28 protein-coding genes are annotated in these 24,400 nt (G+C 69.7%); 15 read left to right on the plus strand and 13 right to left on the minus strand.

Annotation, left to right across the window (positions count from 1 at the left end; genetic code table 11):
• The first annotated feature begins 22 nt into the window (after positions 1 to 22).
• From Q0Z83_RS16075 to Q0Z83_RS16100, 6 genes are all read left to right on the plus strand, one after another.
• A complete protein-coding gene (locus tag Q0Z83_RS16075) occupies positions 23 to 1,213 on the plus strand; it encodes a GNAT family N-acetyltransferase (RefSeq protein ID WP_317794733.1) in 1,191 nt (396 codons plus the stop codon).
• 71 nt (positions 1,214 to 1,284) lie between these two features.
• Positions 1,285 to 1,962 carry an alpha/beta hydrolase gene (locus tag Q0Z83_RS16080; protein ID WP_317794734.1) on the plus strand — a complete coding sequence of 226 codons (678 nt, stop codon included), beginning with the start codon at positions 1,285 to 1,287 and terminating at the stop codon, positions 1,960 to 1,962.
• Between the two features lie 18 nt (positions 1,963 to 1,980).
• Positions 1,981 to 2,517, plus strand: a complete 537-nt coding sequence (locus Q0Z83_RS16085; protein ID WP_317794735.1) for a sigma-70 family RNA polymerase sigma factor — start codon at positions 1,981 to 1,983, stop codon at positions 2,515 to 2,517.
• Positions 2,501 to 3,562 carry a hypothetical protein gene (locus Q0Z83_RS16090; protein WP_317794736.1) on the plus strand — a complete coding sequence of 354 codons (1,062 nt, stop codon included), beginning with the start codon at positions 2,501 to 2,503 and terminating at the stop codon, positions 3,560 to 3,562. Before Q0Z83_RS16085 ends, Q0Z83_RS16090 begins: the two co-directional genes overlap by 17 nt.
• Positions 3,550 to 4,446: an ABC transporter ATP-binding protein gene (locus Q0Z83_RS16095; protein WP_317794737.1), complete on the plus strand. Its 897-nt coding sequence runs from the start codon at positions 3,550 to 3,552 to the stop codon at positions 4,444 to 4,446. Before Q0Z83_RS16090 ends, Q0Z83_RS16095 begins: the two co-directional genes overlap by 13 nt.
• Positions 4,443 to 5,285 (plus strand): ABC transporter permease, encoded by an 843-nt coding sequence (locus Q0Z83_RS16100; RefSeq protein ID WP_317794738.1) that lies wholly within the window; start codon positions 4,443 to 4,445, stop codon positions 5,283 to 5,285. The genes Q0Z83_RS16095 and Q0Z83_RS16100 overlap by 4 nt, the downstream gene beginning before the upstream one ends.
• On the opposite strand, the gene Q0Z83_RS16105 is transcribed toward Q0Z83_RS16100, so the two are convergent.
• Together Q0Z83_RS16105 and Q0Z83_RS16110 are read right to left on the minus strand one after the other, a co-directional pair.
• On the minus strand, positions 5,247 to 5,648 hold the full coding sequence (locus tag Q0Z83_RS16105) for a hypothetical protein (protein ID WP_317794739.1): 402 nt from the start codon (positions 5,646 to 5,648) through the stop codon (positions 5,247 to 5,249). The genes Q0Z83_RS16100 and Q0Z83_RS16105 overlap by 39 nt on opposite strands.
• A gap of 32 nt (positions 5,649 to 5,680) precedes the next feature.
• The gene (locus Q0Z83_RS16110; protein WP_317794740.1) at positions 5,681 to 6,208 is read right to left on the minus strand and encodes an RNA polymerase sigma factor; all 528 of its coding nucleotides are present in this window, start codon (positions 6,206 to 6,208) and stop codon (positions 5,681 to 5,683) included.
• A 43-nt stretch (positions 6,209 to 6,251) separates the two neighbouring features.
• Here Q0Z83_RS16110 and lexA point away from each other — a divergent pair, with 43 nt between their 5' ends.
• A complete protein-coding gene (lexA, locus tag Q0Z83_RS16115; RefSeq protein ID WP_317794741.1) occupies positions 6,252 to 6,911 on the plus strand; it encodes a transcriptional repressor LexA in 660 nt (219 codons plus the stop codon).
• 269 nt (positions 6,912 to 7,180) lie between these two features.
• Positions 7,181 to 7,690 (plus strand): hypothetical protein, encoded by a 510-nt coding sequence (locus Q0Z83_RS16120; protein ID WP_317794742.1) that lies wholly within the window; start codon positions 7,181 to 7,183, stop codon positions 7,688 to 7,690.
• 440 nt (positions 7,691 to 8,130) lie between these two features.
• Here the strand turns inward: Q0Z83_RS16120 and Q0Z83_RS16125 are convergent, their stop codons facing one another.
• The 9 genes from Q0Z83_RS16125 to Q0Z83_RS16165 form a co-directional block, all read right to left on the minus strand.
• On the minus strand, positions 8,131 to 9,780 hold the full coding sequence (locus Q0Z83_RS16125) for a tetratricopeptide repeat protein (RefSeq protein WP_317794743.1): 1,650 nt from the start codon (positions 9,778 to 9,780) through the stop codon (positions 8,131 to 8,133).
• Between the two features lie 101 nt (positions 9,781 to 9,881).
• Entirely contained in the window at positions 9,882 to 10,775 is an 894-nt protein-coding gene (locus tag Q0Z83_RS16130; protein ID WP_317786601.1) for an IS5 family transposase, read from the minus strand.
• A gap of 105 nt (positions 10,776 to 10,880) precedes the next feature.
• On the minus strand, positions 10,881 to 12,215 hold the full coding sequence (locus tag Q0Z83_RS16135) for a tetratricopeptide repeat protein (RefSeq protein ID WP_317794744.1): 1,335 nt from the start codon (positions 12,213 to 12,215) through the stop codon (positions 10,881 to 10,883).
• A 17-nt stretch (positions 12,216 to 12,232) separates the two neighbouring features.
• Positions 12,233 to 13,018, minus strand: a complete 786-nt coding sequence (locus Q0Z83_RS16140) for a class I SAM-dependent methyltransferase (protein ID WP_317794745.1) — start codon at positions 13,016 to 13,018, stop codon at positions 12,233 to 12,235.
• A gap of 21 nt (positions 13,019 to 13,039) precedes the next feature.
• Positions 13,040 to 14,032, minus strand: coding sequence for a pentapeptide repeat-containing protein (locus tag Q0Z83_RS16145; RefSeq protein ID WP_317794746.1), 993 nt, complete (start codon positions 14,030 to 14,032; stop codon positions 13,040 to 13,042).
• A gap of 507 nt (positions 14,033 to 14,539) precedes the next feature.
• The gene (locus tag Q0Z83_RS16150; RefSeq protein WP_317794747.1) at positions 14,540 to 15,097 is read right to left on the minus strand and encodes a class I SAM-dependent methyltransferase; all 558 of its coding nucleotides are present in this window, start codon (positions 15,095 to 15,097) and stop codon (positions 14,540 to 14,542) included.
• Positions 15,094 to 15,378 (minus strand): putative quinol monooxygenase, encoded by a 285-nt coding sequence (locus tag Q0Z83_RS16155; protein WP_317794748.1) that lies wholly within the window; start codon positions 15,376 to 15,378, stop codon positions 15,094 to 15,096. The genes Q0Z83_RS16150 and Q0Z83_RS16155 overlap by 4 nt, the downstream gene beginning before the upstream one ends.
• Positions 15,379 to 15,407: 29 nt before the next feature.
• On the minus strand, positions 15,408 to 16,463 hold the full coding sequence (locus Q0Z83_RS16160) for a hypothetical protein (protein ID WP_317794749.1): 1,056 nt from the start codon (positions 16,461 to 16,463) through the stop codon (positions 15,408 to 15,410).
• The gene (locus tag Q0Z83_RS16165; protein WP_317794750.1) at positions 16,460 to 17,203 is read right to left on the minus strand and encodes a TetR/AcrR family transcriptional regulator C-terminal domain-containing protein; all 744 of its coding nucleotides are present in this window, start codon (positions 17,201 to 17,203) and stop codon (positions 16,460 to 16,462) included. Before Q0Z83_RS16165 ends, Q0Z83_RS16160 begins: the two co-directional genes overlap by 4 nt.
• A 79-nt stretch (positions 17,204 to 17,282) precedes the next feature.
• On the opposite strand from Q0Z83_RS16165, the gene Q0Z83_RS16170 reads away from it, so the two are divergent.
• Positions 17,283 to 18,191 (plus strand): ATP-binding cassette domain-containing protein, encoded by a 909-nt coding sequence (locus Q0Z83_RS16170; protein WP_317794751.1) that lies wholly within the window; start codon positions 17,283 to 17,285, stop codon positions 18,189 to 18,191.
• Positions 18,188 to 18,967 (plus strand): ABC transporter permease, encoded by a 780-nt coding sequence (locus Q0Z83_RS16175; protein WP_317794752.1) that lies wholly within the window; start codon positions 18,188 to 18,190, stop codon positions 18,965 to 18,967. The genes Q0Z83_RS16170 and Q0Z83_RS16175 overlap by 4 nt, the downstream gene beginning before the upstream one ends.
• Here the strand turns inward: Q0Z83_RS16175 and Q0Z83_RS16180 are convergent.
• Complete coding sequence (locus Q0Z83_RS16180; protein ID WP_317794753.1) at positions 18,956 to 20,029, minus strand: hypothetical protein; 1,074 nt, start codon at positions 20,027 to 20,029, stop codon at positions 18,956 to 18,958. The genes Q0Z83_RS16175 and Q0Z83_RS16180 overlap by 12 nt on opposite strands.
• 240 nt (positions 20,030 to 20,269) lie before the next feature.
• On the opposite strand from Q0Z83_RS16180, the gene Q0Z83_RS16185 reads away from it, so the two are divergent.
• The 4 genes from Q0Z83_RS16185 (at position 20,270) to Q0Z83_RS16200 (ending at position 23,053) form a co-directional block, all read left to right on the plus strand.
• Positions 20,270 to 21,223: a hypothetical protein gene (locus Q0Z83_RS16185; RefSeq protein ID WP_317794754.1), complete on the plus strand. Its 954-nt coding sequence runs from the start codon at positions 20,270 to 20,272 to the stop codon at positions 21,221 to 21,223.
• A gap of 83 nt (positions 21,224 to 21,306) precedes the next feature.
• Positions 21,307 to 21,861 carry a hypothetical protein gene (locus Q0Z83_RS16190; RefSeq protein WP_317794755.1) on the plus strand — a complete coding sequence of 185 codons (555 nt, stop codon included), beginning with the start codon at positions 21,307 to 21,309 and terminating at the stop codon, positions 21,859 to 21,861.
• Positions 21,862 to 21,953: 92 nt separating this feature from the next.
• Positions 21,954 to 22,304, plus strand: a complete 351-nt coding sequence (locus Q0Z83_RS16195; RefSeq protein WP_317794756.1) for a DoxX family protein — start codon at positions 21,954 to 21,956, stop codon at positions 22,302 to 22,304.
• A gap of 23 nt (positions 22,305 to 22,327) precedes the next feature.
• Positions 22,328 to 23,053, plus strand: a complete 726-nt coding sequence (locus Q0Z83_RS16200) for a HEAT repeat domain-containing protein (protein ID WP_317794757.1) — start codon at positions 22,328 to 22,330, stop codon at positions 23,051 to 23,053.
• Positions 23,054 to 23,245: 192 nt separating this feature from the next.
• Here the strand turns inward: Q0Z83_RS16200 and Q0Z83_RS16205 are convergent, their stop codons facing one another.
• Positions 23,246 to 23,629 carry a VOC family protein gene (locus tag Q0Z83_RS16205; RefSeq protein ID WP_317794758.1) on the minus strand — a complete coding sequence of 128 codons (384 nt, stop codon included), beginning with the start codon at positions 23,627 to 23,629 and terminating at the stop codon, positions 23,246 to 23,248.
• A gap of 25 nt (positions 23,630 to 23,654) precedes the next feature.
• Between Q0Z83_RS16205 and Q0Z83_RS16210 the strand changes: the two genes are divergently transcribed.
• Complete coding sequence (locus tag Q0Z83_RS16210; RefSeq protein ID WP_317794759.1) at positions 23,655 to 24,398, plus strand: maleylpyruvate isomerase family mycothiol-dependent enzyme; 744 nt, start codon at positions 23,655 to 23,657, stop codon at positions 24,396 to 24,398.
• The last annotated feature ends 2 nt before the right edge of the window (positions 24,399 to 24,400 follow it).

Consider the following 24,400-nt stretch of genomic DNA (forward strand, 5'->3'; position numbering starts at 1 on the left):
TGAGGGCTGGCAGGATGTCCGGGTGACGTATCAGGTGAGGCCGCTCGGGCCGGAGGATCAGCAGCTCGCGTGGGATCTCGGGAGCCTGGCTTTCGGATACCACGAGCGGCCCATGCCGGACGGCTGGGTCTCGGACTCCCCTGGCCGGCACACGCTCGGGGTCTTCGACCCGGCCGGGCGGATGGTCGCCAAGGCGGTCGACCGGGAGCAGGACCAGTGGTTCGGCGGCCGGGTCGTGCCGGTCAGCGGCGTCGCCGGTGTGGCGACCGCCGCCGAGCTGCGTGGGCGTGGCCTGGGCCGGCTCGTGTTGACCCGGCTGTTGCAGAGTGCCCGGGAACGCGGCGCGGTGCTCAGCTCGCTGTTCGACACCACCCCGGCGCCGTACCGGGCGCTGGGCTGGGAGGAGGTCGGCGTGCTGGTCTACCACCGGGCGCAGACCCGGGTGCTGGCCGAGATCCGCCCCGATTCCGGTACGACGCTGCGCCCGGCGGCCGAGGCCGACCTCCCGGCCGTCGACGAGATCTACCGCGAGGTCGCCCGGACGGGCACCGGCATGATGGAGCGATCCGGGCCCGCCTTCGCCGCGGCCCCCGCCGAACGGCTGGCCGAGCATCACGGCTTCACCGTCGCCGTCGACGGCTCCGGCACCGTCGTCGGATTCGCCAGATGGGATCGCGGCCCCGGTTACGACGCCGGCGGCAGACTCACCGTGGAGGATCTGATCGGGCTGACGCCCGCCGCGACGCGTACGTTGCTGGCGATGCTCGGCGGCTGGGCCAGTGTCGCGCCGACCGTCCTGATCCGGCTGGGCGGCGCCGACCCGGTCTGGTCGCTGCTGGCCCGGGGCGACGCCGCGCCGGAGTCCGCACACCCGTGGATGCTGCGTGTCGTCGACGCGCCCGGTGCGGTCGCCGCGCGCGGCTGGCCACCGCATCTGACCGGCGAGGTCGACCTGGACCTGGCGGACGACGTCTGCCCCTGGCATCAGGGGCGCCACCGGCTGGTGCTGGGCGGCGGGCACGGTCGGCTGGAGCCGGGCGGCGCGGGGATCGTGCGGCTGACACCCCGGGGCCTGGCCTCGTGGTATGCGGGCGGTGCGACGCCCCAGCAGTTGCGCCGCAGCGGTCTGCTGGCCGGCGGCGACACGTCGACCGACGAATTCCTGCGCGCCGCGACCGCCGGCCCCGTGCCGACACTGCACGACTACTTCTGAGGCCCGGCCGGGCCGCTGCCGACAGCAGAACGGGGTCGCCGGGCGAGCCGGTGACCGGCCAGGCTGAGCTGATGGGAATCACGTACGTGCTCATCCACAGCCCGTCGGTCGGCCCGGCCACGTGGGCGCCGGTCGCGGATCGTCTGCCCGGCTCGATCGTCCCGTCGCTGCTGCACGTGGCCGACACGGAACCGCCGTTCTGGCCCGCCGTCGCGGAGACCGTCGCCGCGGCGATCGGCGCCCTCCCGGCCGGCGAGCGGGTGGTCCTGGTCGCGCACAGCAACGCGGGCCTGTTCGTTCCGTCGGTGGTGGCGGCCTCCGACCGTACCGTCGAGGCCCTGGTGTTCGTGGACGCCGCGGTGCCGGCCCGGCCGGGCCCGACCGCGGTGGTCTCCCCCGAGTTCCTGCCGTTCCTGCGGGCGAAGGCCGACGCCGACGGCCGCCTGCCGCCGTGGACCAGCTGGTGGGACGAAACGGACGTGGCCCCGATGTTCCCGGACGCGCGGACCCGGCGGGTGGTCGAGGCGGAGCAGCCGCGCCTTCCGCTGGCCTACTACGAGCAGCACATCCCGGCGCCGCCCGGCTGGGACCACCGCACCTGCGGATACGTGCTGTTCGCGCCGCCCTACGAGACGATCGCCGCGGACTGCGGCTGGCCGGTCGAACATCTGCCCGGTCACCATCTGCATCAGCTCGTCGACCCGGACGCGGTTGCGGAGGCGATCCGGAAGTTGTCACATTCGGGTTAGCGGCGGTGCTTACCTGATGTGAAGCAACTGTTGAAGGAGCGGGAGGGCGCCGTGCCGGCCTCCGTGCGATCCGACCTGGAGCACATATTCCGGGCGGCCTATCCGAGAGTGGTCGGGGTGGCCGCCCGCGTGCTCGGGTCCCGCGACGAGGCCGAGGACGTCGCCCAGGAGACCTTCCTGGCGTTCGGCCGGACCACCGTCCCGGCCGGTGAGGCGGTCGGCTGGTTGTGTGTGGCGGCGGCGCACACGGCGCTCAACCATCTGCGGTCCGGGCGGCGGCGGGTCTCCCGGGAGGAGGCGGCGTCCGATCGGGTCGGCGTCGCCCCGGACGTCGCCGAGACCGTCGTGGCCAAAGAGGAGCAGCAGAGGGTACGGGCGGCGCTGTCCCGCCTCCCCCGCAAGCAGGCCGTGGCCCTGGTCCTGCGGCACAGCGGCCTGAGTTACGCCGAGGTGGCGGCCGCCCTCGACCTTTCCCCGGCCAGCGTCGGCACGACCGTGCGACGCGCCGAGTCCGCCCTTCGTGAGGAGTTGAACCGTCATGCGTCATCCCGGTGACGGCCTGCTGCGCCGGCTGCTGGACGAGCCGGACGGGGTGGCCGACAGTGACCGCTCGCACGTCGACGACTGCCCGTCGTGCGCGTCGCGGCTGATGGCGGTGTCGAGCGACGCCGACGACGTGGCGAGCGCGTTGCGTTTCGACGTGGACGTCGACGTCGACGCGGCCTGGTCGCGTCTGCTGGCCGGGGCCGACCACGAGGCCCCCGTGCCGGTCCGGCCGCGCAGGCGCTGGAAGAGGACCCCGTTCGTCGCCGTCGTCGGGGTGATCGCGCTGCTCGGCGGGGCTTCGGCGGCCGCGGCCGGCAACTGGTTCCAGATCTTCCACACCGAGCAGGTCACCCCGATCACCGTTCCGCAGGCCGACCTGGTGCAACTGCCGGAGTTGGACGAGTTCGGCACCATGCGGGTGGAGAGCCGGCCGAGGATCCGCGACGTCGACGACGCACGGACCGCCCGGGAGGCGACCGGCCTGGCCAGCCCCCGGATCACCAACCTGCCGATGGGTGTCACCGGGCAGCCCCGGTTCCTGGTCGGCGACCGGGTGCTCGGGGTGTTCACGTTCGACCGGGCGAAGGCGGAGAAGGCCTTGGGCCGGCCGGTTCCGGAACCGCCGGCCGGGCTGGCGACGACCGAGTTCCGGCTGACCGCCGGCCCCGGGCTGGCCGCGGTGTGGCCGGGCAACAGCGGCGCTCCGGCCCTGATGATCGGGCGGGTGGTGGCGCCGAAGGGGTTCTCTAACGGCGTTCCGTTCGAGACCGCCCGCGACTATCTGCTGTCGCTGCCCGGGCTGCCGGCGTCGGTGTCGGGTCAGCTGAAGGCGTTCACGAAGGAGGGCGGGACGTTACCGCTGATCGTGAACGAGAGCAGCGAGTCCAGCTTCACCACCAAGGTCGGCAAGGCCCCGGCGACCGTGCTGACCACCGACAGTGGCGCGTTGTCGGCGGTGTTCTGGGTCGAGGGCGGCTTCATCAACGTGGTCGGCGGCTCGCTGAGCACCGACGAGGTGCTGCGGGTGGCCGGGGAGACCCGGTGGGCGAAGTGATCGACTCGCCCGCCGTGTGGGTCTCCCACCTGCGGAAACGTTACAAACGCCGGACCGCGGTCGACGGTGTCTCGTTCACCGTCGGCCGTGGGGAGGTGCTGGGCCTGCTCGGCCCGAACGGGGCGGGCAAGACCAGCGTGATCAAGATGATGTTGGGACTGGTCCGGCCGGACGCGGGCGAGGTGATGCTGCTCGGCCGGCCGCACACCGACCCGCGGTCCCGGGAACGCGTCGGGTACCTGCCTGAGCTGTTCCGCTACCAGCCCTGGCTCAGTGCCGACGAGGTGCTGCGATTGCACGTACGGCTGGCGGGGGTGCAGGTCGGTGACCGGGACCGGCGGGAAAGCCTGGCCCTCGTCGGCCTGGCCGACCGGGCAGCCGATCGAGTCGGGGGTTTCTCGAAGGGCATGCAGCAGCGCCTCGGCCTCGCGGTGGCCCTCGTCGCGGGTCCGGACCTGGTCGTTCTCGACGAGCCGACGAGCGCGCTCGATCCTCTCGGCCGGGCCGACGTGCGGGATCTGTTGCTGTCACTGAAGGATCGCGGCGTCGCCGTGCTGCTGAACTCGCACCTGATCGGCGAGGTCGAACGGGTCTGTGACCGGGTGGTGATCCTCGATCACGGCCGGGTCGCCGCCTCCGGGACACTCGCCGAACTGCTCGGACGCCGGACGCTGCGGCTGTCGCTGACCGACGTGTCGGCCGAAGCGGCGGCCACCCTCGAACCGTTCACCCGAGACGGCGACGCCTACACCATCACGATGCCCGACGACGTCCCGGCGCTCGTCGCCGACCTGGTCAAACGAGGCGTCCGGGTGCATTCGGTGGAACCGGCCCGGATGAGCCTGGAAGAACGTCTGCTCGAAGTGCTGCGGGAGAACTCGTGAGAATCGTGCTGACCATCGCCGCGCTCACCCTCCGGGAGGCGGCCCGCCGTAGGGTGCTGCGGTCGCTCGGCGCGCTGACCGCGGTACTGCTGGCGCTGAGCGCGTGGGGCTTCTCCGAGATCTCCGCCGACTACGGTGGTCTGACCAGCGGCGAGGCCAAGGTCTCCGGGTCGATCGTGCTCAACCTGGTGATGTTCGGGTTCAGCCTGATCGCCGCGCTCGGCACCGCGTTCCTGGCCGGACCGACGCTGTCCGGCGAGGTCGAATCGGGCGTGGCGCTGGCCATGATGACCAGGCCGATCCGGCGCGCGCAGGTGCTGACCGGAAAATGGCTGGGCCTCGTCGCGTTCGGGGCGGGATTCGTGACGGTCGCCGGCATCGCGCAGTTCGTGATCGTGCATGCCACCGTCGACTACTGGCCGCCACATCCGGTGACCGGGCTGGCGCTGCTCGCCGGGCAGACGGCCGCGCTGCTCACCCTGGGCCTGCTGTTCTCGACCGCGATCTCGCCGATGGCCTCGGGAATCGTCGCGGTCGGCCTGTTCGGGGCGACGTGGATCGCCGGGATCGTCGGCTCGGTCGGCAGTGCCCTCGGCAACCCGAACGTCGAAATGGTCGGCACCGTGTCCAGAATGCTGCTGCCGACCGACGGCCTCTGGCGTGGCGCGATGAACTCCTTTCAGGACCCGGCCCTGATCGCGCAGACCGGATCCGGGGTCGAGGAGTCGCCCTTCCTGAGCATGCATCCGCTCACCGGCACCTACCTGCTGTGGGCGGCGGTCTGGACCGGGCTGGTGCTGTCACTGGCCGCGCTGTCGTTCCAGCGCCGCGACCTGTGACCGAAGACGATCACGATAGGCCCGGGCCCGGACCAGCACGATGACCGCCGCGGTGATCATCAGCAGTCCGGGCCCGGCCACCAACGGTCCCGCGACCACGGCGGTGACCAGGGTGGTCGCGGTGGTGAAGACGACCGCCAGCCATCCGGCGATCACCCGGTCGTCGGCGAACAGCGGACGTTTCCATGCGGTCCAGGCCGCAAGCGCGGCCCAGGCGAGTCCGACAAAGATCAACCCCGCAAAGGCCCATGCGGTACGGGTGGGCAGGCGCCCGGGTTCGGTCGCCCACAGGGTCGCGATCAGGGCGGAGCCGGTGAACCCGGCGATCCCGGCCGCCAGCAGCCCCCGCGACACCCTTCTCACCAATTGCTCCGGCCGGTACCCCGGTGCGTCGTTCACGTCGTGTACCCCTTCTTGATCATCTGCTCGCGTAGTTGCCGGCGGGCCCGGTTCAGGCGCGACTTCACGGTGCCCGGCGGCACGCCGAGCACCTGAGCGCAGTCGTCGAGGGCCAGATCGTGCAGGTAGAACAGGATCAGCACCTCCCGTTCCCGTTCCGGCAGCCCGGCCAGCCCTTCGGTGACCTGGGCGCGGTCGAGGACGCCGGTGGCCTCGTCAGCGGTGACCGGTTCGGGGGCGGGCTCGATGTCGTACCCCTGCCGTATGTTGGCCTGGACCGACCGCCGGGCGATGGTGAGCAGCCACGGTGCGAAGCGTTCGGGTTGCCGCAGTCCGGGCAGCGCCCGCAGCGCACGGGCCCACGCCTCCTGGCTGACGTCGTCGGCGCGGGCCCGGTCGCCGAGCATCGCCCGCACATACCGCCACACCGGCAGATGCCAGTGCCCGACCAGTTCACCGAGGGCCTGCCGATCCCCGAGTTGCGCCCGCACCACGAGCAGCGCGTCCCGCTCCGCATCAGTCACACGATTACAGTGCCCGGCGCGGCGATTTGGGTTCACGTTTGTCATGGGGCAAGATCTCCAGGTGCTGCCCGAGGAAGAGTTCGACACGTCCGTCCTGCCCGAGCGTCTGCGCCGCATCCTGGCGGTGATCCGCGACGCCGCGGTGAAACACGGTTACGCCCCGTCGACCCGCGAGATCGCCGACGCCCTGGGCATGTCATCGTCCTCGGTGAGCCGCCATCTGCGCACCCTCGAGGACCACGGTTTCCTCCGTCGCGGCCGCACGGTGTCCCGCCCGGTCGACATCCGGATGTTCCTGGAGTCCGACGAGCCCACCCGGGCTCCGGCCGACACGGTGGGCGTCCCCCTGGTCGGCACCATCGCCGCGGGCACCCCGATCCTGGCCGCCGAACACGCCGAGGAACTCCTGAACCTCCCCCGCGACCTGGTCGGCCGGGGCACCCTGTTCAGCCTCCGGGTCCAGGGCGACTCGATGATCGACGCGGCCATCTGCGACGGCGACATCGTGGTGGTACGCCAGCAGTCCGAAGCATGGAACGGCGACATCGTGGCCGCGATGATCGACGAGGAGGCCACCGTGAAGGTCTTCCAGCGGCGATCCGGCCGGATATTCTTGGAGCCCCGCAACCCGGCCTACGACCCGATCCCCGGCGACCAGGCGGTGATCCTCGGCAAGGTCGTCTCCGTCCTACGCCGAGTCTGACCCGCGGTTTCCTCCCGCCGCTCGAGCGCGGTCGACCATCAACCCGATCCTTTCGACGGGCGGGCCACCTCACCGCGGGTTCTCCCATTGCCGGGCCGTCCACCAGGGACTTTTCGTACCGCCGGCTTTCTCACCGCAGGCCCTTACCCACGGCGCGCCCCCACGGCAGGCCGTGCGGCGCATTTCGTTCGGCGGCTTTCTCTTCAACCCGGCGGGTGCCGGCCGACAGTGCCGGGCGAGTTTCCGCCCGACGAGAGGCCGACCCCTTCGTGAAGCGCCACCATGTCGCCGCCATCACCCTGGCCCTGTCCCTGACGGGCCTCACCGGCTGCGCTTCCCCGAGTGCGGAGACACCACCGGCCGTGTCGGTCTCGGCCGAGCCGACGATGTCGATCAAGGAGGCCGGTGAGACCTACACGAAACTCAGCGCCGCTTCGAACGCCGCCCGCGAGAAGTGGATGAACGCCCCCGCCCCGACCAAGGCGAACCTGGCCCGCCACAAGAAACTGGCGGCCGGCGCGGCCAAGGCCACCACCGCCTTCTCCAAGGGACTCCGCAAGAACCAGTGGCCATCCGACGTCCAGACCATCATCGACGCCTTGGACGAACACCTCCAGGAACGAGCAGCCGCCTACCAGCGCGCCGCAAAGGCCGAGACAGTCACCGCCTATCTGACGGCCGCCCAGGAGATCCCGGTGACCACTTCCCTGACCGCCCAACTGCGGACAGCCCTCGGCCTGCCGGAATCCCCGATAGTGCAGGGCGTGACCCCACGCTGACCGGCCCCCGAACCAACCTCATCATCCGCCGACGGTCGCTCGCCCGCCGGCACCGAAGCGACCCTGAAGTAGAGGTTGAGGTCGAGGTTGAGGTTGCTCGGTCCCGACTCCGGGTCGGCCCGCACTGCGGTGCGGCGGGTTGGCCTCGTGCCTGTCGCTCACCTGGATGAACGGACACCGCCCGACAAGGCCCAGACAGCCGCATCTCGGCCGGTCGCTGTGCTCTAAGACCGCGAGAGACGTACGGTTCGCGCGCACGACGGGGGCGTTGAGAGATGTGTCACCAGATCCGAACGGCGGTGATCATGATTCGGGCCGAATCTGGCCATTGAGCTGACGCTCGATCGGGTGGTCATGAGCAGCGAGTCCAGGTCGAGCGCGGTGATGATGTCCGCCACGGCCGAGGAAGGTAGTGCTACGCACGGTCGGGGCCCTTGCAATCAGCCGTCCACGGCGCGAAGCCGCTGGTGGATGCGGAGGGTGACGTGGAGGGCGGCGGCAGGCTGCTCGCCCGCGTCGAGCGCGATGATGTTCCCGGCGATGGACTGCGTGCCCGGGTGGTCGAGCCCGAACTTCGCGATCGCGATTCGCTCGGCCTCAGCAAACTCCTGGCGCGCCTCGTCGTACAGGCCGAGAGCGTGAGTCGCCAGTGCCAGATTGTTGCGGTAGACGGCCATCCGATGGTGGTCACGTCCGTACTTCGGTTCGGTGTCGTCGATGGCTGTCCTCTGCTCTGACGCGGCCGCTCGCGGTTGACCTAGCCGGAGCAGCGCGTTGCCGAAGGCGCTCCGGACGGCGGCCGTGCGGGGATGCGCCGGGCCGAACGTTCGCTCGCAGGTCTGCAGCGCGTCTCCGAGCGTGTCGCGGGCCTCAGCCGCCCGGTCCGACATGTACAACACCGGTCCTAGGTTGTTTTGGATGACGAGGATCCAGGTGCCGGTCCGGGGCCCGGGCTTGCGGATCACGCCCAGCGCCCGGCGGTGCCACTGTTCGCTCTCCTCGCCTCGCCCCTCGGCGAGCAGCAGGGCCCCGACGTTCGTGTAGAGAACCGCGGACGAGGCATGGTCGACCAGGTCAAGTGCCTTCACGACGGTCAGGGCCTCGTCAAAAGCGTCGTGCGCACTTGCGTGGTTGCCCAGATCGTGCCGGACCGCCCCGAGGTTTACAAAGATCGGCAGTGCCTGCGGGATCCGGCGAGCGCCGTACGCCGTGCACGTCGCGTCCACAGCGGATTCGAGTTGCCGCTCTGCGTCCTCGAAGAATCCCTGGTACTGCAGGACGCCGGCCAGGTCGTTGCGGCGTGACGGAACCCGGACGTCGTCATCGCCGTACCTCCGGCCGGTGATGGCGAGGGCCTTCTCGTACTGAACCTGCGCTTCCGGCATCCGGCCGAGGTCCTGCAGGGTGCGGCCGAGGTTGCTGCGGATAGCTGCGACCACCGGCGAGTCGATCGCATAGCCCTCAATGGCGTCGGCCAGGGCCCGATCGAGTTGCTCCTCGGCGGGCCGGAGTTTACCCGTCTCCTGCAGGTATCGGCCGTAGCGGCTACGAATCGTGGCGGTTTTGGCGGGCGCGATACCGCTCGACTCGGCCTCACGCAAGGCCTCCAGGAGCAGTTCGAGGGCACCGGGCGATGCCTGGTCATGAAGTACACCGCCGAGCTTGCTCCGCAGCCGCGCCTCCAGTAATGCACGGTCTGGCCCAGGCGGGAGGTCTGCGGTCAGGGTCAGGGCGCGGCGTAGCGCACCGTCGGCGTCAGCCAGACGCCCGACGCGGTGGAGGTAAATCCCGGTTAGATCGAAAAGGCGGATGAAGGTGGGCACCTCGATTTCGCTCGCGGCGTCGGTGTCGAGTAGACGCTTGAGATGGTCGACCAAGCCACGGACGTGGGGCACGAGGCGATCCGCCCGGTTCCGGCTGTCGATCCGCAGGTCGTCGGTCGGTGCGGTGGTAATGAGCCACGCTGCGATGGCGTTGATCCATGTCACCTGTTCCTCATTGCTGAGCCGCTCTCGCGCGTACGACTGGACGAGCCTGTGGATGCGCATGCCGCGGTTCGCCGACGAGACGATCGAGTAGCGGAACAGCACCCCGACAGCGTCGTCGAATCGTAGGCGAACGCTCAGGTCTCGCCGGAGTTGGCGAGGCATCTTGCCGATGTGTCGGACTAGGCCGCGTTTCGTAAAAGCCATCAAAGCCACTGGTTGATGACGGCGATGGTGACGGTGGCTTCGAAACGGACGGCGAGTTTGTCGTACCGGGTGGCCATCGCCCTGTTCTGTTTGAGCTGGTTGATGCCGCACTCCACGGCGTGACGCTGCCGGTAGACGACCGGGTCGAACGCTGGAGGACGCCCGCCCTTGGAGCCTTTGGCTTTGCGGTGGGCGTCCTGGTCGGCCTTGCTCGGGATGCACACCCTGATCTTGCGGCGGCGGGCATAGCCGCGATTGCCTTTGCTGGTGTACGCCTTGTCTGCCAGGACCAGATCCGGCCGGGTCCGGGGCCGGCCACCATCGACCCGATAGACCTTGATGCGTTCGAGGACCGTGATGAATTGCGGGCTGTCACCCCGCTGACCAGCGGTGATCACCGTCGACAGCGTCTTACGGCCCTGTTCGCAGGCCAGGTGGGTCTTGGTGGTGAACCCGCCCCGGGACCTGCCCAGAGCATGATCGGCGGGTTCGGTGAACACCCCACCCGGCGGTTCCTTCTGCAGGTCACCGTCGTGACGGGCGCCGGCGGCATGCTGATGGGCACGGCTGATCGTGGAGTCGACGCTCACCGCCCATTCGATGTCGCCGGCGGCGTCGGCCCGGGTCTGGAGCCGGGCCAGGATCCTCGCCCAGGTCCCGTCGCGCTGCCAGCGCCGGAACCAGCGATACAGCGTCTGCCAGGGCGCGTACACCTCGGGCACGTCCCGCCACGGGGTTCCCGCCCGGACCCGCCACCGAATCCCATCGATGATCTGCCGTTTCGTCCATCGTGGCGGACGACCCCTTGCCGGCTCCGCAGGCAGTGCCGGTTCCAGCACCGCCCACTGAGCGTCGGTGAGATCGTGTCGCCTCGCTGCCGCTACGCTGGGCACGAGGTCTCCGGTGGTTCAGGTTTGCTTGGTCGCTAACCCGTTTACCGGAGACCTCACTTCGTATCGACAACCGCCACGCCGAGACCCGTCACACTTCGACCGCACTTACGAAACGCGGCCTAGCAGGTCCCGGGGTAGGTCATCCGGGTAGAGGAATGAGCAGAGCTTCAGGAGTGCGTCGGCGTCGGGAGACTCCCTAATCTTCTCTGTGCTCAGATCCAGAGTCCGATTCATGTTGTCCTGGTGGAACGCCGGCTGCCCGCGGTCCAGCATCTCCCGTTCGCCGACCTCGGCCAGCAACTCGAGGTAGTCGGCCGGTTCCAGGCCGGTGTCCTCCATGTACGCGGCGGCCTGCTCAAGGACCAGCGGTAGGTATCCGAGCCGCCGGGCGACCACACGCCGGTCCTCCTCGGTCGCGGCGCCCCCGTCTGGACCCTGTTCGTCGCGCAGCCTCTTGCCGAGAAAGGCGACCGCCTCGGACTCTCGCATGACGGGTAACTCGACCGGGTCTGCGACCCGACGCCAACTCGGATTGCGCGAGGAGATCAGGACGTCGCCGGACTGCGGCGGCAGATACTTTTCGATTTGTTCCGGCGAATCGGCGTTGTCGAAGATCAGAAGCCAAGCGCCGCGGTGAGCGAGCGCATTCCACACGGCGGTAACCGTGTCGTCGACAAAGGTGTGCTGAGTGATCCCCATCTGGCTGGCGAGACCGTTGATTGCGGTCGAGATCGACTCGTTCTGCTCGGCAGGAATCCACCAGATGATGTCGTACTCGACGGCGAAGCGATACGCGTACTCGATCAGCAGCTGGGTCTTGCCGATGCCCCCGAGCCCGTGGATCGTCTGCGCGGGCGTCACCACGGCTGGCCCCGGGCGTGAGGAGATCGCGGCGTGCAGCCGGTCCATCTCGGCCGCACGGCCGGTGAAGTTCGGGTTGCGCGGCGGCAGGTTTTGGATCGGTGCGGGCCGGCCGGGGAAGCGCGGCGGAGCTGCTACGCCCGGAAGGGGCGTATTCCGCAAGGAGTGGGGCGCGATGCCGTCGATGATCCGCGTCCGGGCCAGCCCCTCGTCCCGCTCCGCCGCAGCGAGGTCGATCGTGCGGTCGAACCGCAGGACCTCGGGAACCGGCGCCGGTTCGACCACAACGGCGATCACGGGCGACCCCTCGGATGTCCGCCGCCGGAGGGCGACCAGCCATTCCCGGCTGGCGTACAACGAGTTCACGAAGGCCGGTGACAGCAGGACGACGATCGTGCTCGCCTCCCGCACCGCTCGGCCGGCCAGGTCGTCGTAGTCCTGATCAGGACTAAAGTCCCACCATTGCCGGGCGACCGTCATCCCGGCCTGGGCGAGCACGGTTCCGACCCAGCCCGCCCACGCCTGATCCTGGCGGATAAAACTGAGGAGGCAGTCCGCGTGACGTCGCTCCTCAGACATGACCGGGGTCCTGTTCGCTAGTGGTTCCGTCGGAAGACGATCTGGCGAATGCCCCACACCGCGTCAAGCCGGTCCGGCGACCCGATTAGCCCGCGCAGCTCTACTTCGAGGTCTGCAAGGCCCTGGGCGGTGAATCGGCCGGTCAGGAAATCGTCGTTCCGCCAGACGGCCAGATTGTTGGTAAACATTCTGGCGACCTGGTCGGTGCTCGGCCGAACCTCGCGCACAGTGCTCGAAAGACGCATCGCCGACGAGCCGACATCGAAGGCGTCCAGCGTCGGCCCGACTTCGAGCCGGTTGCCGTAGTGAGCCAGATACGCCACGACGACCTCCTGATACCGGTCCAGAACCGGGTGCCGGGTACGAACGTACTCGACCTCGTCCAGCAAGAGTATTCCCCGTACATGCAACTGCGTAATCCACCGACCGACCACGTACGCCGGCTCGGCGAGGTGAGACAGCAAAAATCGACAGTAGACAAGGTCTGCGGGTGCCCCCGGGAGCGGCATCTCGATCACATCGTGCTTTTCGAATGAAACCGCATCGTTCGGATCGGATTCCGACCGCGCCTCGTTCAAAAAGGAGCCCGAGTGGTCGACGCCGATTGTTCTCCGCGCACCGGTAACCTCAGCGAGAAGACGCGTGGTATGTCCCGGTCCACAGCCAAGATCGATGGCCGAACGGATCGGGCGATCGACCCACCGTTCGATGAATTCTCGGCTGTTCTGCTCGAATGCCGCGGACAGCACGGCCAGCCGATCGGACGCTGTTGCGGTGTCACCGAATCGATAGGTGCCTGTCACGTCCTTCTCCTATCCCCTGCTTCACGGGCCGATGATCTTGTTCCGTATAACGGCGTACGCGGGGATCCGGGTGCTGTCATCCACCCGGGCGGCGTCGAGTTGTTCCGGGACAAGGCCGATTGTCCTGCTCAGATCGGCCTCCCGCAGCCGGGCACCGGTCAGTACCGCGCCGCTCAGGTCAGAATCGCCGAGATCGGCACCCTCCAACACGGCGTGGTGCAGGTCGGCGTTACGGAAATCGCAATGCGACGCGCGGACGTCGATTAGGTCGGCCGAGGTGAGGTCAGCGTCACGGAGATCGCAATTGGCGAGGCTGGCCGCTTTCAGAGATGCCTTACCCAAGCGCACCCCTCGAAGGTGCGCATCATCCAGTTTCGCGTTCTCGGCGACCGTCTCCCGCAGGTCGGCCTGATCCAAGTGGATGCCACTGAGATCCGCCGCGTCGAGTCGCGCCGAACGGAGGACCGCGCCCTCCAGGTAGGCACCGGCCAGATCGGCGCCGGTCAGCCATGCGCCAGTGAGATCGACGGCGCCCCGTTCTCGGCGGTGGGGCCGTCGGCCGAGGACGGAGACCGCTGCCTCGACGTCTGTGGCAACGTGGTCGCCAGCGCCGGTTCCGGTTTTTCCTCGGGCTTCCTCTCGCACGAACGCGGCCAGGACCGAGCAGACCGTCTCGTGGTGTGCAAGCGAGTCGGCCATCACATGCTCCAGCGCGTAGATGCCGCCCAGACGTTCGACCAGCTTCTCGGAGGAGAGCTGGGCGACCGCCTTTCCGTACCGTTCAGTGACCTGGCCGCGGCGGGCAAGGAAGTAGGTCCGGGCCGTGAAGCTCGCGCCGACCAGCAGGCCGATCCCGCCAATCCCCGCCAGCAGGACTTGCCGGGTGCTATTGCGCGCGTCGGCTTTGTCCTTGCCTGTGAGGTGCTTGGCCGGCGTTGCCCACCAGGCGATCGGCCCCAGCAGCAGAAAAAGGAGAGTCGCCGCACCGGCGAGCACGGCTATCAGGCGAGCCACGACACCGAGCTGCGGGAACCTCGAGATTGGCCTCACCTCCTCGATGGTCGTTGAGAGTGGACGACGATTCAATCCCCCGAGCCGGGGTGACACGCTGCCACCAGAATGAAAGAGCTGCCGACAGCGACGTGAGAGATCAGCGCTGACAACGACGCGAGACCTCCCCTCGTTGTCAGCAGGCTTCGCCACCGCTGACAGCGAGGAAGGCGCTACGCGGCCGAGTCCGGCACGCAACCCGTCGACGCGTCATCGATACCGACCGGTTTCCCGTAGGCGAGTCCGCTGACAGTGTCACGGCGAATGAGCGCTGATAACGAAGTGGCGGCTCCCACCAGCAAAAGCATCTATCGAAGCCGGACCGCGTCGTGATCTACGCCGATTGGATCTAGTGACACGTTTCTTACCGGCACCCCGACGGGCGAAGGCGGGGCAGGCGGGGCCCTGCCATGGCCCGACGAAGCGGCGGCAAGGCCCGCAGCGGGGCGCGGCGGCGTGCGGGCACGCAGGTCAGTCGGGTCGGGACGCCTGTAGCAGGAAACCGGGGAGCGGGCCCGCCGTGGAGATCACCTCGATGGGGCTGACCGTCACATCGGTCCAGGTGGGCGCGGTGAAGGTGGCTTTCAGGTAGTCCTCGGTCACACCCCAGCCCTGGGCGCCCTCGGCGGAGATGGCCAGGATCGTCAGGCTGCCGCCGGGGGCGGTCAGTCGGGGCAGCAGGTCTACGTAGGGGGCGGCTCCGCCGTACCGCAGCAGACTGTGCAGTAAGCCGGAGTCGATGACCGCGTTGAACGGCTCCAGGGACAGTGACCGGGCGTCTCCGACGCGGAAATCGATGGTCAGGCCCTCGGCCGCGGCCTTGGCTCGGGCCTGTTCGATGGCGACGGCCGAGACGTCGACGCCGGTCACCTGATGGCCGCGGCGGGCGAGTTCCAGGGCGACCTCGCCGCTGCCGCAGCCGATGTCGAGGACCCGGGGACCGCTGACGGTCAGGTCGAGGGCGGGCTGCGGGATGCCGATCTCCCACGGAGCGGCGCCGGACCGGTAGATCCCGTCGTAGTCGGTCACGGCTCCTCGACTCCGCTGATCCGGAATCGGCGCACGTCGGCCGCGTGGATTTCGGGGAGTTCGGGGGTCGGGCCGGGGGTCTCGCGGAAGCGGTGCAGGTCTTCGTCGGACTCCCAGCGTTCGTAGACGGTGATCCGGGCCGGGTCGAGCGGGTCGGGTGCCTGCACGAAGTCGAGGCATCCGGTCGCGGCGCGGGCCTGCCTGGTGATGTCGGCGACCCCGGTCAGATAGCGGTCGCGCTGGGACGGGTCCACACGCAGCTCACCAGCGATGATGATCAATTGTCCTCCCGTGTCTGTCGTGCCCCGAGTCAATCACGGGCGGCCATGTACGTCAGGCCCAGGTCGCCGACGTTCACGGCGGTGTTGGGGATCGCGATCTCGGCTTCCCGCAGCTTGCGGCCGTCGGCGCGGTCGAAGACGGTGTAGCCGAGGTTGCCGGGCGCGTCGCGGAGAGTGCTGATCGTGTGCAGGGCGGTGCCGGTGAAGGCGTACAGGGTGTGGCGTTCCCGGCCGAATCCGGTGCCGAGGCCGGTGTCGAAGAGTGGGGTGGTCCGGCCGGTCGCGGGATCGGTGGCGAAGACCCGGCCGTCGGCGTACACCCAGTGCAGCCGGCCGTCTTTCCAGTCCTGGACCGCGTAGCCGAAGTCCTGCTCGTCGAGGCGGGTGCCGTCGTCTACGGTGAGCGGCCGCACCTGATGGTCACCTGTGGTGGTGTTCCAGGAGACGACGCCCGCCCAGGACAGGTAGGTGACGACGCCGTCGACGCAGGGCACCTGACCGATGGGTTCGGTGGCCGTCGCCGGTCGCTGGGCGATCTCTCGTTCGGCCGGGTAGATCGCGGTCAGTGTCTCACGGTAGGCGTCCCCGCCGATGCCGTAGATCCGGCCGTCGCAGTCGGCGCCGGTGAAGTGGGTGCCGCTGACCTGGTACAAGCGGCCGTCCGGGGTGCTGATCTGGTCACCGGCATTGTTGAAGACGCCGACCGCGCCGCCGCCCGGCAGGGCGAACATCAGGTTCTGTGCCGCGGTCTTGGGATTCGCGGTGACGGTGAGCCCGGACGCGGTGAGCCGGTAGTCGTTGTCCTCGTCGGCGAAGTACAGGCCGTGCGGTGACCAGGCGGGCCGCATCGAGTCCATCGGCGCGGTGCGGATCGTGCGGAAGGCACCGCCGGGACCGACGAGCACGAGGTAGCCGTGTTCCGTCGGCCCTTTCACGACCGGGCCGACGAAGAACGCCGCGACTGCGTCACCGAGGACGGCCGCGTCACCGGAGATCACGGCGTCGTCGAAGAGCCGCTGTCGAGCGGACTGGCCGGTGCAGCCGGTCAGGGCCAGCACCGCGACCAGCGCGACCGCGACTCTCACCGCAGCAGGACCTCCACCCCGTCGAGCAGCCGTTCCAGGCCGAACCGGAACGTCCGATCCGGGTCGCCGACCGCGTTGTACTCCTCGCCGGCCGCGGTGCCGACCCGCCCGGACAGCGGGTACGCCCCCGGCGGCATCACCCTCTCCAGGATGGGCGCGTTGGCCTCCCACCACTCGACATCCGAGATTCCCGACTCCTCGGTGGTGCGCAGGGTGACCACCGAGGTCCGGGCGGCACCCGCCGTGAACGCCCCGATCATGGTGATGACCTGGTCCATCTCGATGTCGTCGAGGCCCACCCCGTCGACGGCGGCGAGCTGCCACTCGTACCGATCGCAGCCGTTGGGGCCGATCCAGGGCCGGGAGTTCTCCACCTGCAGCAACCACGGGTGGCGGTGGTATTCGTCCCACTGGTGGCGGGCGACGCCGGTGAGGCGTTCGCGCCAGTCCCGGTGGGGCGGGTGCGGGATCTCGCCGACGACCTCGTCGACCATCAGCCCGATCAGTTCGGAACGCCCCGGCACGTACGTGTAGATCGACATCAGTTTGAGCCCGAGCCGGTCGGCGACCTTGCGCATCGAGAAGGCCGGCAGCCCGTCGGCGTCGGCGACCGCGATCCCGGCCTGGATGACCTCGTCGACGCTGACCCGCTGTTTCGGCCCTCGGGCGCCCTGCGGGGTGCCGAGGGCGCGCCGCCAGAGCAGCGTCATGGTGCGAGCGAGATCATCCGGTTTCTCCATGTGCCAAATCTACCCCGTGCGGTGTACGGTGTTCCCCGCGATAATTTTCCGTAAGGCATACGGAGTTTAAGGAGCGCTCGTGCACACGTTGATCGCTGAAGGACTGCGCAAGCGATACGGCGACCTGTCCGCGCTGGACGGGTTCGACCTGCACGTGCCGGCCGGCGTCATCCACGGCCTGCTCGGGCCGAACGGCGCCGGCAAGACCACCGCGGTGAAGGCCCTGGCCACCCTGATCGACGTCGACGAGGGCACGGCCAGCGTCGCCGGGTTCGACGTACGCACCCAGGCCGCCCGGGTACGCCGCAGCATCGGCCTGGTCGGCCAGAACGCCGCGGTCGACGAGATCCTCAGCGGCCGACAGAACCTGGTGATGTTCGGCCGGCTCTACGGCCTGAACCGGGTCGACGCCGAATCCCGCGCGGGCGACCTGCTCGACACGTTCGGGCTGGCCGAGGCAGCCGACCGGACGGTGAAGACCTACTCCGGCGGCATGCGGCGGCGCCTCGACATCGCGGCCGGACTGATCCTCACCCCGGCCGTGCTGTTCCTGGACGAGCCGACCACCGGGCTCGACCCGCGCGCCCGCAACGATGTGTGGACCGGCATCCGACAGACCGCGGCCCGCGGCACCACGGTCCTGCTGACCACGCAGTACCTGGACGAGGCGGACCAGTTGGCGGCCGGGATCACCGTGGTCGACCACGGCCGGGTGATCGCCGAGGGCACCCCGGAGAAGCTGAAACGCCACGTCGGCGGCGACCGGGTGACGATCACCGTGCGCGCCGACATCGACGAGGCGGCGCGACGTCTGGGCGGAGAGATCGACGAGGAGAACCAGACGATCACGATGGAGGTGACCTCGGGATTGATCGACATCGTCCGCAACCTCGACGAGCTCGGCATCATCGTCGAGGACCTGCAGCTGCGCCACCCCACCCTGGACGAGGCGTTTCTCAAACTGACCGGCAAGGAGGCCGTCCGATGACCACGCTGCGAGCGGGCTGGATCCTCACCCGACGGGAACTCGCCCACTGGAGACGCGAGCCGTGGGGCCCGGTCTTCGGCCTGATGTTCTCGATCATGCTGCTGCTGGTGTTCGGGTTCCTGTTCGGCGGGGCGATCAACGTGCCCGGCGGCGGCGACTACATCGCGTTCCTGCTGCCCGGCATGATGGCGCTGAGCATGATGTTCGGGGTCGAGACGACGGCCACCAAGATGGCCGCGGACGCGGGCAAGGGCATCACCGACAGGTTCCGATCGATGCCGATCGGCAGCGCGTCACCGGCGCTGGGCCGGGTCGGTGCCGACATGACCAACTCGGCGGCCGAACTCGCGGTGCTGCTGGTGGGCGGGCTGGCGATCGGGTGGCGGATCACCTCCGATCCCGCATCGGCTGCGCTGGCCGTACTCCTGCTGCTGCTCCTGAGGTTCTCGATGTTGTGGATCGGGATCTTCGTGGGCCTGACGTTCCGCGGGGGCGGCGCGACGGCGGCCGTGCAGGTGCTGGTGTGGCCGATCGGTTTCCTGTCGACGGCGATCGTGTCGGCCGAGACGATGCCGGCCTGGCTGGGTGCGGTCGCCGCGTGGAATCCGCTGTCGGCGACCGCGACCGCGGCCCGGGAGCTGTTCGGCAATCCGACCGGGATGACCGGCGGGGTGCTGGCCGAGCACGCGGTGTGGCTGGCACTGGGCTGGCCGCTGCTGATCGCGGCGATCTTCATCCCGCTGTCGGCGCGCGCGTACCGGCGGCTACGAGACTAGGCGGCGACGGACTCCGCGCCGGACCCGGGCGATCATCCCGACCGGCTGCTGCGGCACCTGCTGTTTCAGCGCGTCGGCGTGGGCGATCATGCCGACGATGGTCTGGATCGCGGCGTCCAGGATCTGCTTCTCGTCGAGCGCGTCCGGGCTGGTGGAATCGCCCATCCGGCCCGGGCGCAGCTCGGCGAGGTCACCGACGATGTGGCACGGGTAGTCCTGGAGTTCCTTGATCTGCTGGTCGGCGAGCTCGGCGACCCATCCGGCACGGTCCAGGCCGACCCCGAAACGCATGTCGTTCTCGCGGCGCTGCAGCACCGCCCGGAGCAGGTGCTGGTGGACCACCCGCTGGTAGGGCAGGCGGTGCGGATAGAGGTCGCCGAGTGCGGCGTTGACCCGCCGCAGCACCTCGATCTCCGGTGCGCCGAGCGACGGATTCGACTCGGGGGCGGCCGGCTCACAGACGCCGTCGGGGATGCCGAGGACTCCGGCGAACCGTTTCCACAGCAGGTCGTGCGGCGCGCCCGGCTGCGGGACCGTGACAATGTGGCGCTGCGCGGGTGGAACGAGGTCACCCCAGCGCTGGAACATCCGGTTGGCGGTGTAATGGTCCCAGAATCCGTCGAACTTCCCCTCTTCGACGGCGGTCAGGAAGTCCTCGAAACGCCAGGTGCTGCGGGCCCGGATGCTCTGCTGCCACATCGACGGGAAGGTCCGCCACAGGTCACGCGCCGCGACGACGATGTGCACCTCGGCTGGACGGAGGCTCTCCACGGCCCGTTTCGCCTGCTCAGCGGTGGCGGCGCCGAATCCCTCGCTGGTCAGCACGACGTCGCCGGGCCACCGCTCGAACCGCTCCAGCAGCCGATCCCACGTCCAGTACAGCTCCGGATCGCGCCACGGCACCTGCCGCAGGTCGGTCATCGCCTGGTCGTGGGCGCTGAACGTGGCCGGAACCAGCAGGCCGGTCCGCTCCAGCCGCTCGGCGTTGCCGAAAAGCACGTTCTGCACATAGGTGCTGCCGGTCTTCGGTGCCCCGATGTGCACGAATACGCGCCTCGGCATATTTTGTCCGCCTTCCCGTCAAGGTCCATTCATGATCAACAGAACTGATGAAAGGTTGGTGACACATTCCTGTATCAAGTGTTTAGACCCTGAAAACCTTTGCCCTCTGGTACGCGCCACGACTGCCACGAACACAACGATCCGGAACCCGACTACGACGCGACATCCGCGACCGGTCCCGGCCGAGACGCCGCTGCGGGCTGATCCGGTTTTGTCGTACCCGGCGGGCAGGATGTCGGCATGACCTGGTTCGTCTATCGCTCCCCGTATCACGGTGTGCTCGGCAAGCACGTGCGCCGCCTGCCCGACGCGTCGGTGCTCGACTGGTTCCGCCGCGGGTGGGCCGAGGCCGCCCCCGACCCGCAGGCCTGGCTCCAGGGCGAGCTGGGCGCCGACGTCTACGGCCTGGACACCATCTTCGACGAGGTCGACTGCCGGTCGCTGCCGAAGCCGTCGTCCATGGCCGACCTGCGCAAGCAGCTGAAGAGACACCTCTATGTCGAGGGCAAGGTGACCGTCGACGAGCACAGCGTCCGCGCCCTGACCGACGACGACGAGGTGCCGCTCGCCTACTACTTCCTCGACGACGTGCTCGTCACCGACCGACCGGGCCGGCTCACCTACCCCGTCCACGGCGAGTGGCCACTCCCCGCCACCACGGGCGACCCCGGCGACCCGGTGACCACCATCGCCTACTCCCACATCGGTGACGTCGACTGGGACACCCAGGCCACCGTGGTCCGGCTCCCCGGCGTCCGGCTGCCCGATCTCGGTCGATGGCTGCGCACCACCGCGACATGGCCGGCCGAGCTGACCCTGCTGCGCGGCTGCGTCGGCCCCGACGACGATCTCGCCGCCGCCCTCGACCGGATGAACCGCTGGGGCGCCTGGGACGATCAGGAGCTCGACCTCGACGGCATGACCGGCGACCACGAGTCGGCACACCGTGTCGTCCTCGACGTGATGGCCCAGGTCGAGGGCCGCGAGATCATCCCCGGCCCGCTCGGCGGCCGCCGCCCGGCACTCGGCCGCATCGAGGTCGCCGACCACCTGGCCCAGGCGGTCTTCCACATCGACGACGAGTTCGGCTACCACCAGTTCTTCGCCTTCGACGACGTGTGGGCGGCCGGTCATCCCGACCTCGCGAAATCGTTGCGCCGCTGGTTCGCCAACTCCTGGGACCCGCTGAAATAGGACTGCAAGGTTTTTGACAGAGATCACGAGCATGATGCCCTCTCGACACGCGGAAACAGGCGAGAGCGCGAGGGCTGACCAGCATGGACACCGACGAGACCACGCCCATCCCGGCGAAGGTCACCGCGCTCGCCACCGCACACCGCCTCGGTGCACCGGTCGGGCACCGCGCCACCGGCGACCCGGCCCGGGCGGCGCTGATCGCGCTACTGCTGAGCGTGGTCTCGTTCGCGGCGGCGTTCGCGCTGTTCTCCCTGTTCCTGATCGCACTGGCGGTCCCGGCGCTGGTGCTGGCGGTCGGCGCCCTCGGCTGGGCGATCGTCTTCCCGTTCTGGGGCAGCGCGGCGGTGTACGCCTACGAGCACGGCCTCGTGCACGTCCGCAACGGCCGGGCCAGAGCCGCGTTGTGGCTGGAGATGGAACGGATGGAGCTGCACGTCATCCGAAACGGCAACCTCATGGCCGGCACCACGTCGGCCTACCTGCTCAAACCCAGCGGCCAGGCGCCGATGCGGGTCCGGCCACGACTGAGCGAGCAGCCCGACGGCACCAGCCAGGACCCGTTCGGCACGTTGCTGACCCGCCTGGTCGCCGACGCGGGCCGCCCGGTGGTCCAAACCCTGATCGGCCGCCGATAGCCGCCGCGGCTGTCACAGTCGGACCGCCCCGGCCGTCACATTCGGTCCGCCTCGGCCGTCCCCTCCTTCGATCGACCATCGAGGAGGATCCGTTGCCCACGGCATACATCATCGTCACGCTCGTGACCGCGTTCTTCACCGGCAGTGCCGCGGTCACGTACCTGATCGGCCACGAATACCCGAAGGCCCAGGCGGACATGAAGGGGATCCCCCGCAGATACGTGCCGGTGCTGGGCTCGTTACTGGCGGCGGGCACCGCGGGACTGCTGATCGGGTTCGCCGTACCCCCGCTCGGGATCTCGGCCGCCGTCGGCCTGGTCCTGTATTTCACCGGCGCCCTGATCGCGCACCTGCGGGTCGGCTCCCGCAACCTGATCGGCTGGGCGGTCTTCGCCGCGACGGTCGTCACCGACCTGGTGATAACTCTGCTGCACTACCTCTGAGCAGGCGTCTACGCTGCGCGGTGATGCCGAACCTGGTCCATGTCACCGCGCACCGCCACGCCGCCCGTCTGCTGCGTGGCGGTATCGGCGCGCGCAGCCGCGGCTGGGACGGCGACCGCGGTGTCTACGCGATGGCGGTGCTGCCCGACTTCACCCTCACCCACCAGTGGGTGCGGGAGCTGCGCCGTTGGAAGCCGGGTGTGCTGGTCGCCGTCGACGTGCGGATCCCCGATGACGAGCCGGTCACCGTCGGCCGCTACGGCCGCGAGCCGCAACGGCTGACCGCGGCGGCGGCCACCGCGCATCTGCGGGGTCTGGCCGATCCGCGCGGCTACGAGATCTTCGTGCCGAGATCGATCAGGCCCGCCGAGGTACGCCGGATCCGCGCGCTGCCGCAGGGCGTGGGCTGGCGGCACGTCCCGGACGCGCACGGCCGCCGCCCGTGCACCTGCCCGGTGTGCCTGCAGCCGGGAACGCCGGGTTCGGCCCGGGTCCGCCGACGTTTCCCCTACGACCCGCCACCGGAGACGAAACCGCAGCTCATGGCGACACTCCGGGCGGCCGTCACGGTGGACGACATCGTCTACGCGTTGTACGCCCTCGCCGGACGCCGGCGCGGCGGGGCCGAGGAACTCGCCTACCTGGCCGACCATCCCGACCCGGAGGTCCGTGGGGCCCTGGCCGACGTCCTGGTCCACTACCGCGGCACGGCGGCCCGCGACCTGCGGGCCCGACTGGCGGCCGACTGAGCGGCGACCCGGCTGCACGGCGACCAGCTGAGCGGCGCCTCGGTTTCGCAGCGCCCCGGTTTCGCGGCGCCCCGGCTTTGCGGGCGCCCCGGTTTCGCGGCGGCCAACCGAGCCGCGCTCAGCTGAGCCGCGCTCAGCTGAGCGGCGGCCGACCGGGCTCAGCCGGCGGCTGAAGTCAGGCGCCGCCTGAAGTCAGGCTGCGACGCAGAACCGGTTGCCCTCCGGGTCGGCGAGCACCACGAACGGCGGCTCGTCCGGGTGCCGCTCCCCCGGCGCCGGATAGAACGGCCAGTCGACCCGGGTCGCGCCGAGAGCGATCAACCGTTGCACCTCGGCGTCCAGCCCGTCGTCACCGGCCCGCAGGTCGAGGTGGATCCGGGGGAACTCCGGCGCGGGGCTGCCGCTGTCGTCCATCGCGATCGGCGCGCCGGGCTGCCCGGGTGGCGGCTCGATCACGATCCAGTCGTCGCCGGGCCATCGCGGCGGACGCCGCACCCAATCGAGCGCCGCGATCCAAAAGGCGGCGGCCCGGTCGCAGTCGTGCACGCCGAGGGAGATCTGAGCGAAGACGGCCATCGACACATTCTTCTATGCTGCGACGGTGGCGCACACCGACGTGTACGACGATCTGGAAGCCGAACAACGACAGCTGGAGACGGTCCTGGCCCGGCTCGGCCCGGACGACTGGAAGACCCCGTCGGCCGCCGAGGGCTGGACGATCGCCGACGTGCTGCTGCATCTGGCGCAGACCGAGGAGGCGGTCGTCGCGACGGCCGGTGGGCAGGGTGATCCGGTCCGCTGGCACGAGCTCGGCGCCACCGTCGACGAGGCGATGGGCGCCCTGGTCGAAGCCGAGCGCGGCGACGGCCCGGAGATCCTCGACCGCTGGCGGGCGGCCCGGCGCGCGTCGGTCACGGCCCTTCGGGCGGCGGATCAGACTCAGCCGGTACGGTGGGTCGCCACCCCGCTGAAGCCGCGCACCCTGGCCACCACCAGGCTGGCCGAGCACTGGGCGCACGCTCTGGACATCACCGTCCCACTCGGCGTCGACCACCCCGACACGGCCCGTCTGCGACACGTCGCCTGGCTCGGGCTGAGCACCTTGCCGTACGCGTTCCGCCTGGCCGGCCTGCCGCCGGCCCCGGTCCGCGCCGACCTGACCGCCCCGGACGGCTCGACCTGGCGGCTGGGTGACCCGGCGGCGGCGAACGTAATCACCGGCCCGGCCGGCGACTTCTGCCGGGTCGGCGCCCAACGGCTCGCCCCGGCCGACGCGAAACTGCTGGTCAGCGGCCCGCAGGCGGGCACCGCGCTGCGGCTGCTGCGCAACTACGCGGTCAGGTGAAG

Source organism: Actinoplanes sichuanensis, assembly GCF_033097365.1.
GTDB lineage: Bacteria > Actinomycetota > Actinomycetes > Mycobacteriales > Micromonosporaceae > Actinoplanes > Actinoplanes sichuanensis.

Bases quoted from the DNA above. Each gene is read 5' to 3' on its own strand.
- Q0Z83_RS16080 (WP_317794734.1), top strand. From the start codon at position 1,285: ATGGGAATCACGTACGTGCTCATCCACAGCCCGTCGGTCGGCCCGGCC.
- Q0Z83_RS16090 (WP_317794736.1), top strand. From the start codon at position 2,501: ATGCGTCATCCCGGTGACGGCCTGCTGCGCCGGCTGCTGGACGAGCCG.
- lexA (WP_317794741.1), top strand. From the start codon at position 6,252: ATGGGGCAAGATCTCCAGGTGCTGCCCGAGGAAGAGTTCGACACGTCC.
- Q0Z83_RS16135 (WP_317794744.1), bottom strand. From the start codon at position 12,215: ATGTCTGAGGAGCGACGTCACGCGGACTGCCTCCTCAGTTTTATCCGC.
- Q0Z83_RS16165 (WP_317794750.1), bottom strand. From the start codon at position 17,203: ATGGAGAAACCGGATGATCTCGCTCGCACCATGACGCTGCTCTGGCGG.
- Q0Z83_RS16175 (WP_317794752.1), top strand. From the start codon at position 18,188: ATGACCACGCTGCGAGCGGGCTGGATCCTCACCCGACGGGAACTCGCC.
- Q0Z83_RS16180 (WP_317794753.1), bottom strand. From the start codon at position 20,029: ATGCCGAGGCGCGTATTCGTGCACATCGGGGCACCGAAGACCGGCAGC.
- Q0Z83_RS16185 (WP_317794754.1), top strand. From the start codon at position 20,270: ATGACCTGGTTCGTCTATCGCTCCCCGTATCACGGTGTGCTCGGCAAG.
- Q0Z83_RS16190 (WP_317794755.1), top strand. From the start codon at position 21,307: ATGGACACCGACGAGACCACGCCCATCCCGGCGAAGGTCACCGCGCTC.
- Q0Z83_RS16200 (WP_317794757.1), top strand. From the start codon at position 22,328: ATGCCGAACCTGGTCCATGTCACCGCGCACCGCCACGCCGCCCGTCTG.
- Q0Z83_RS16205 (WP_317794758.1), bottom strand. From the start codon at position 23,629: ATGGCCGTCTTCGCTCAGATCTCCCTCGGCGTGCACGACTGCGACCGG.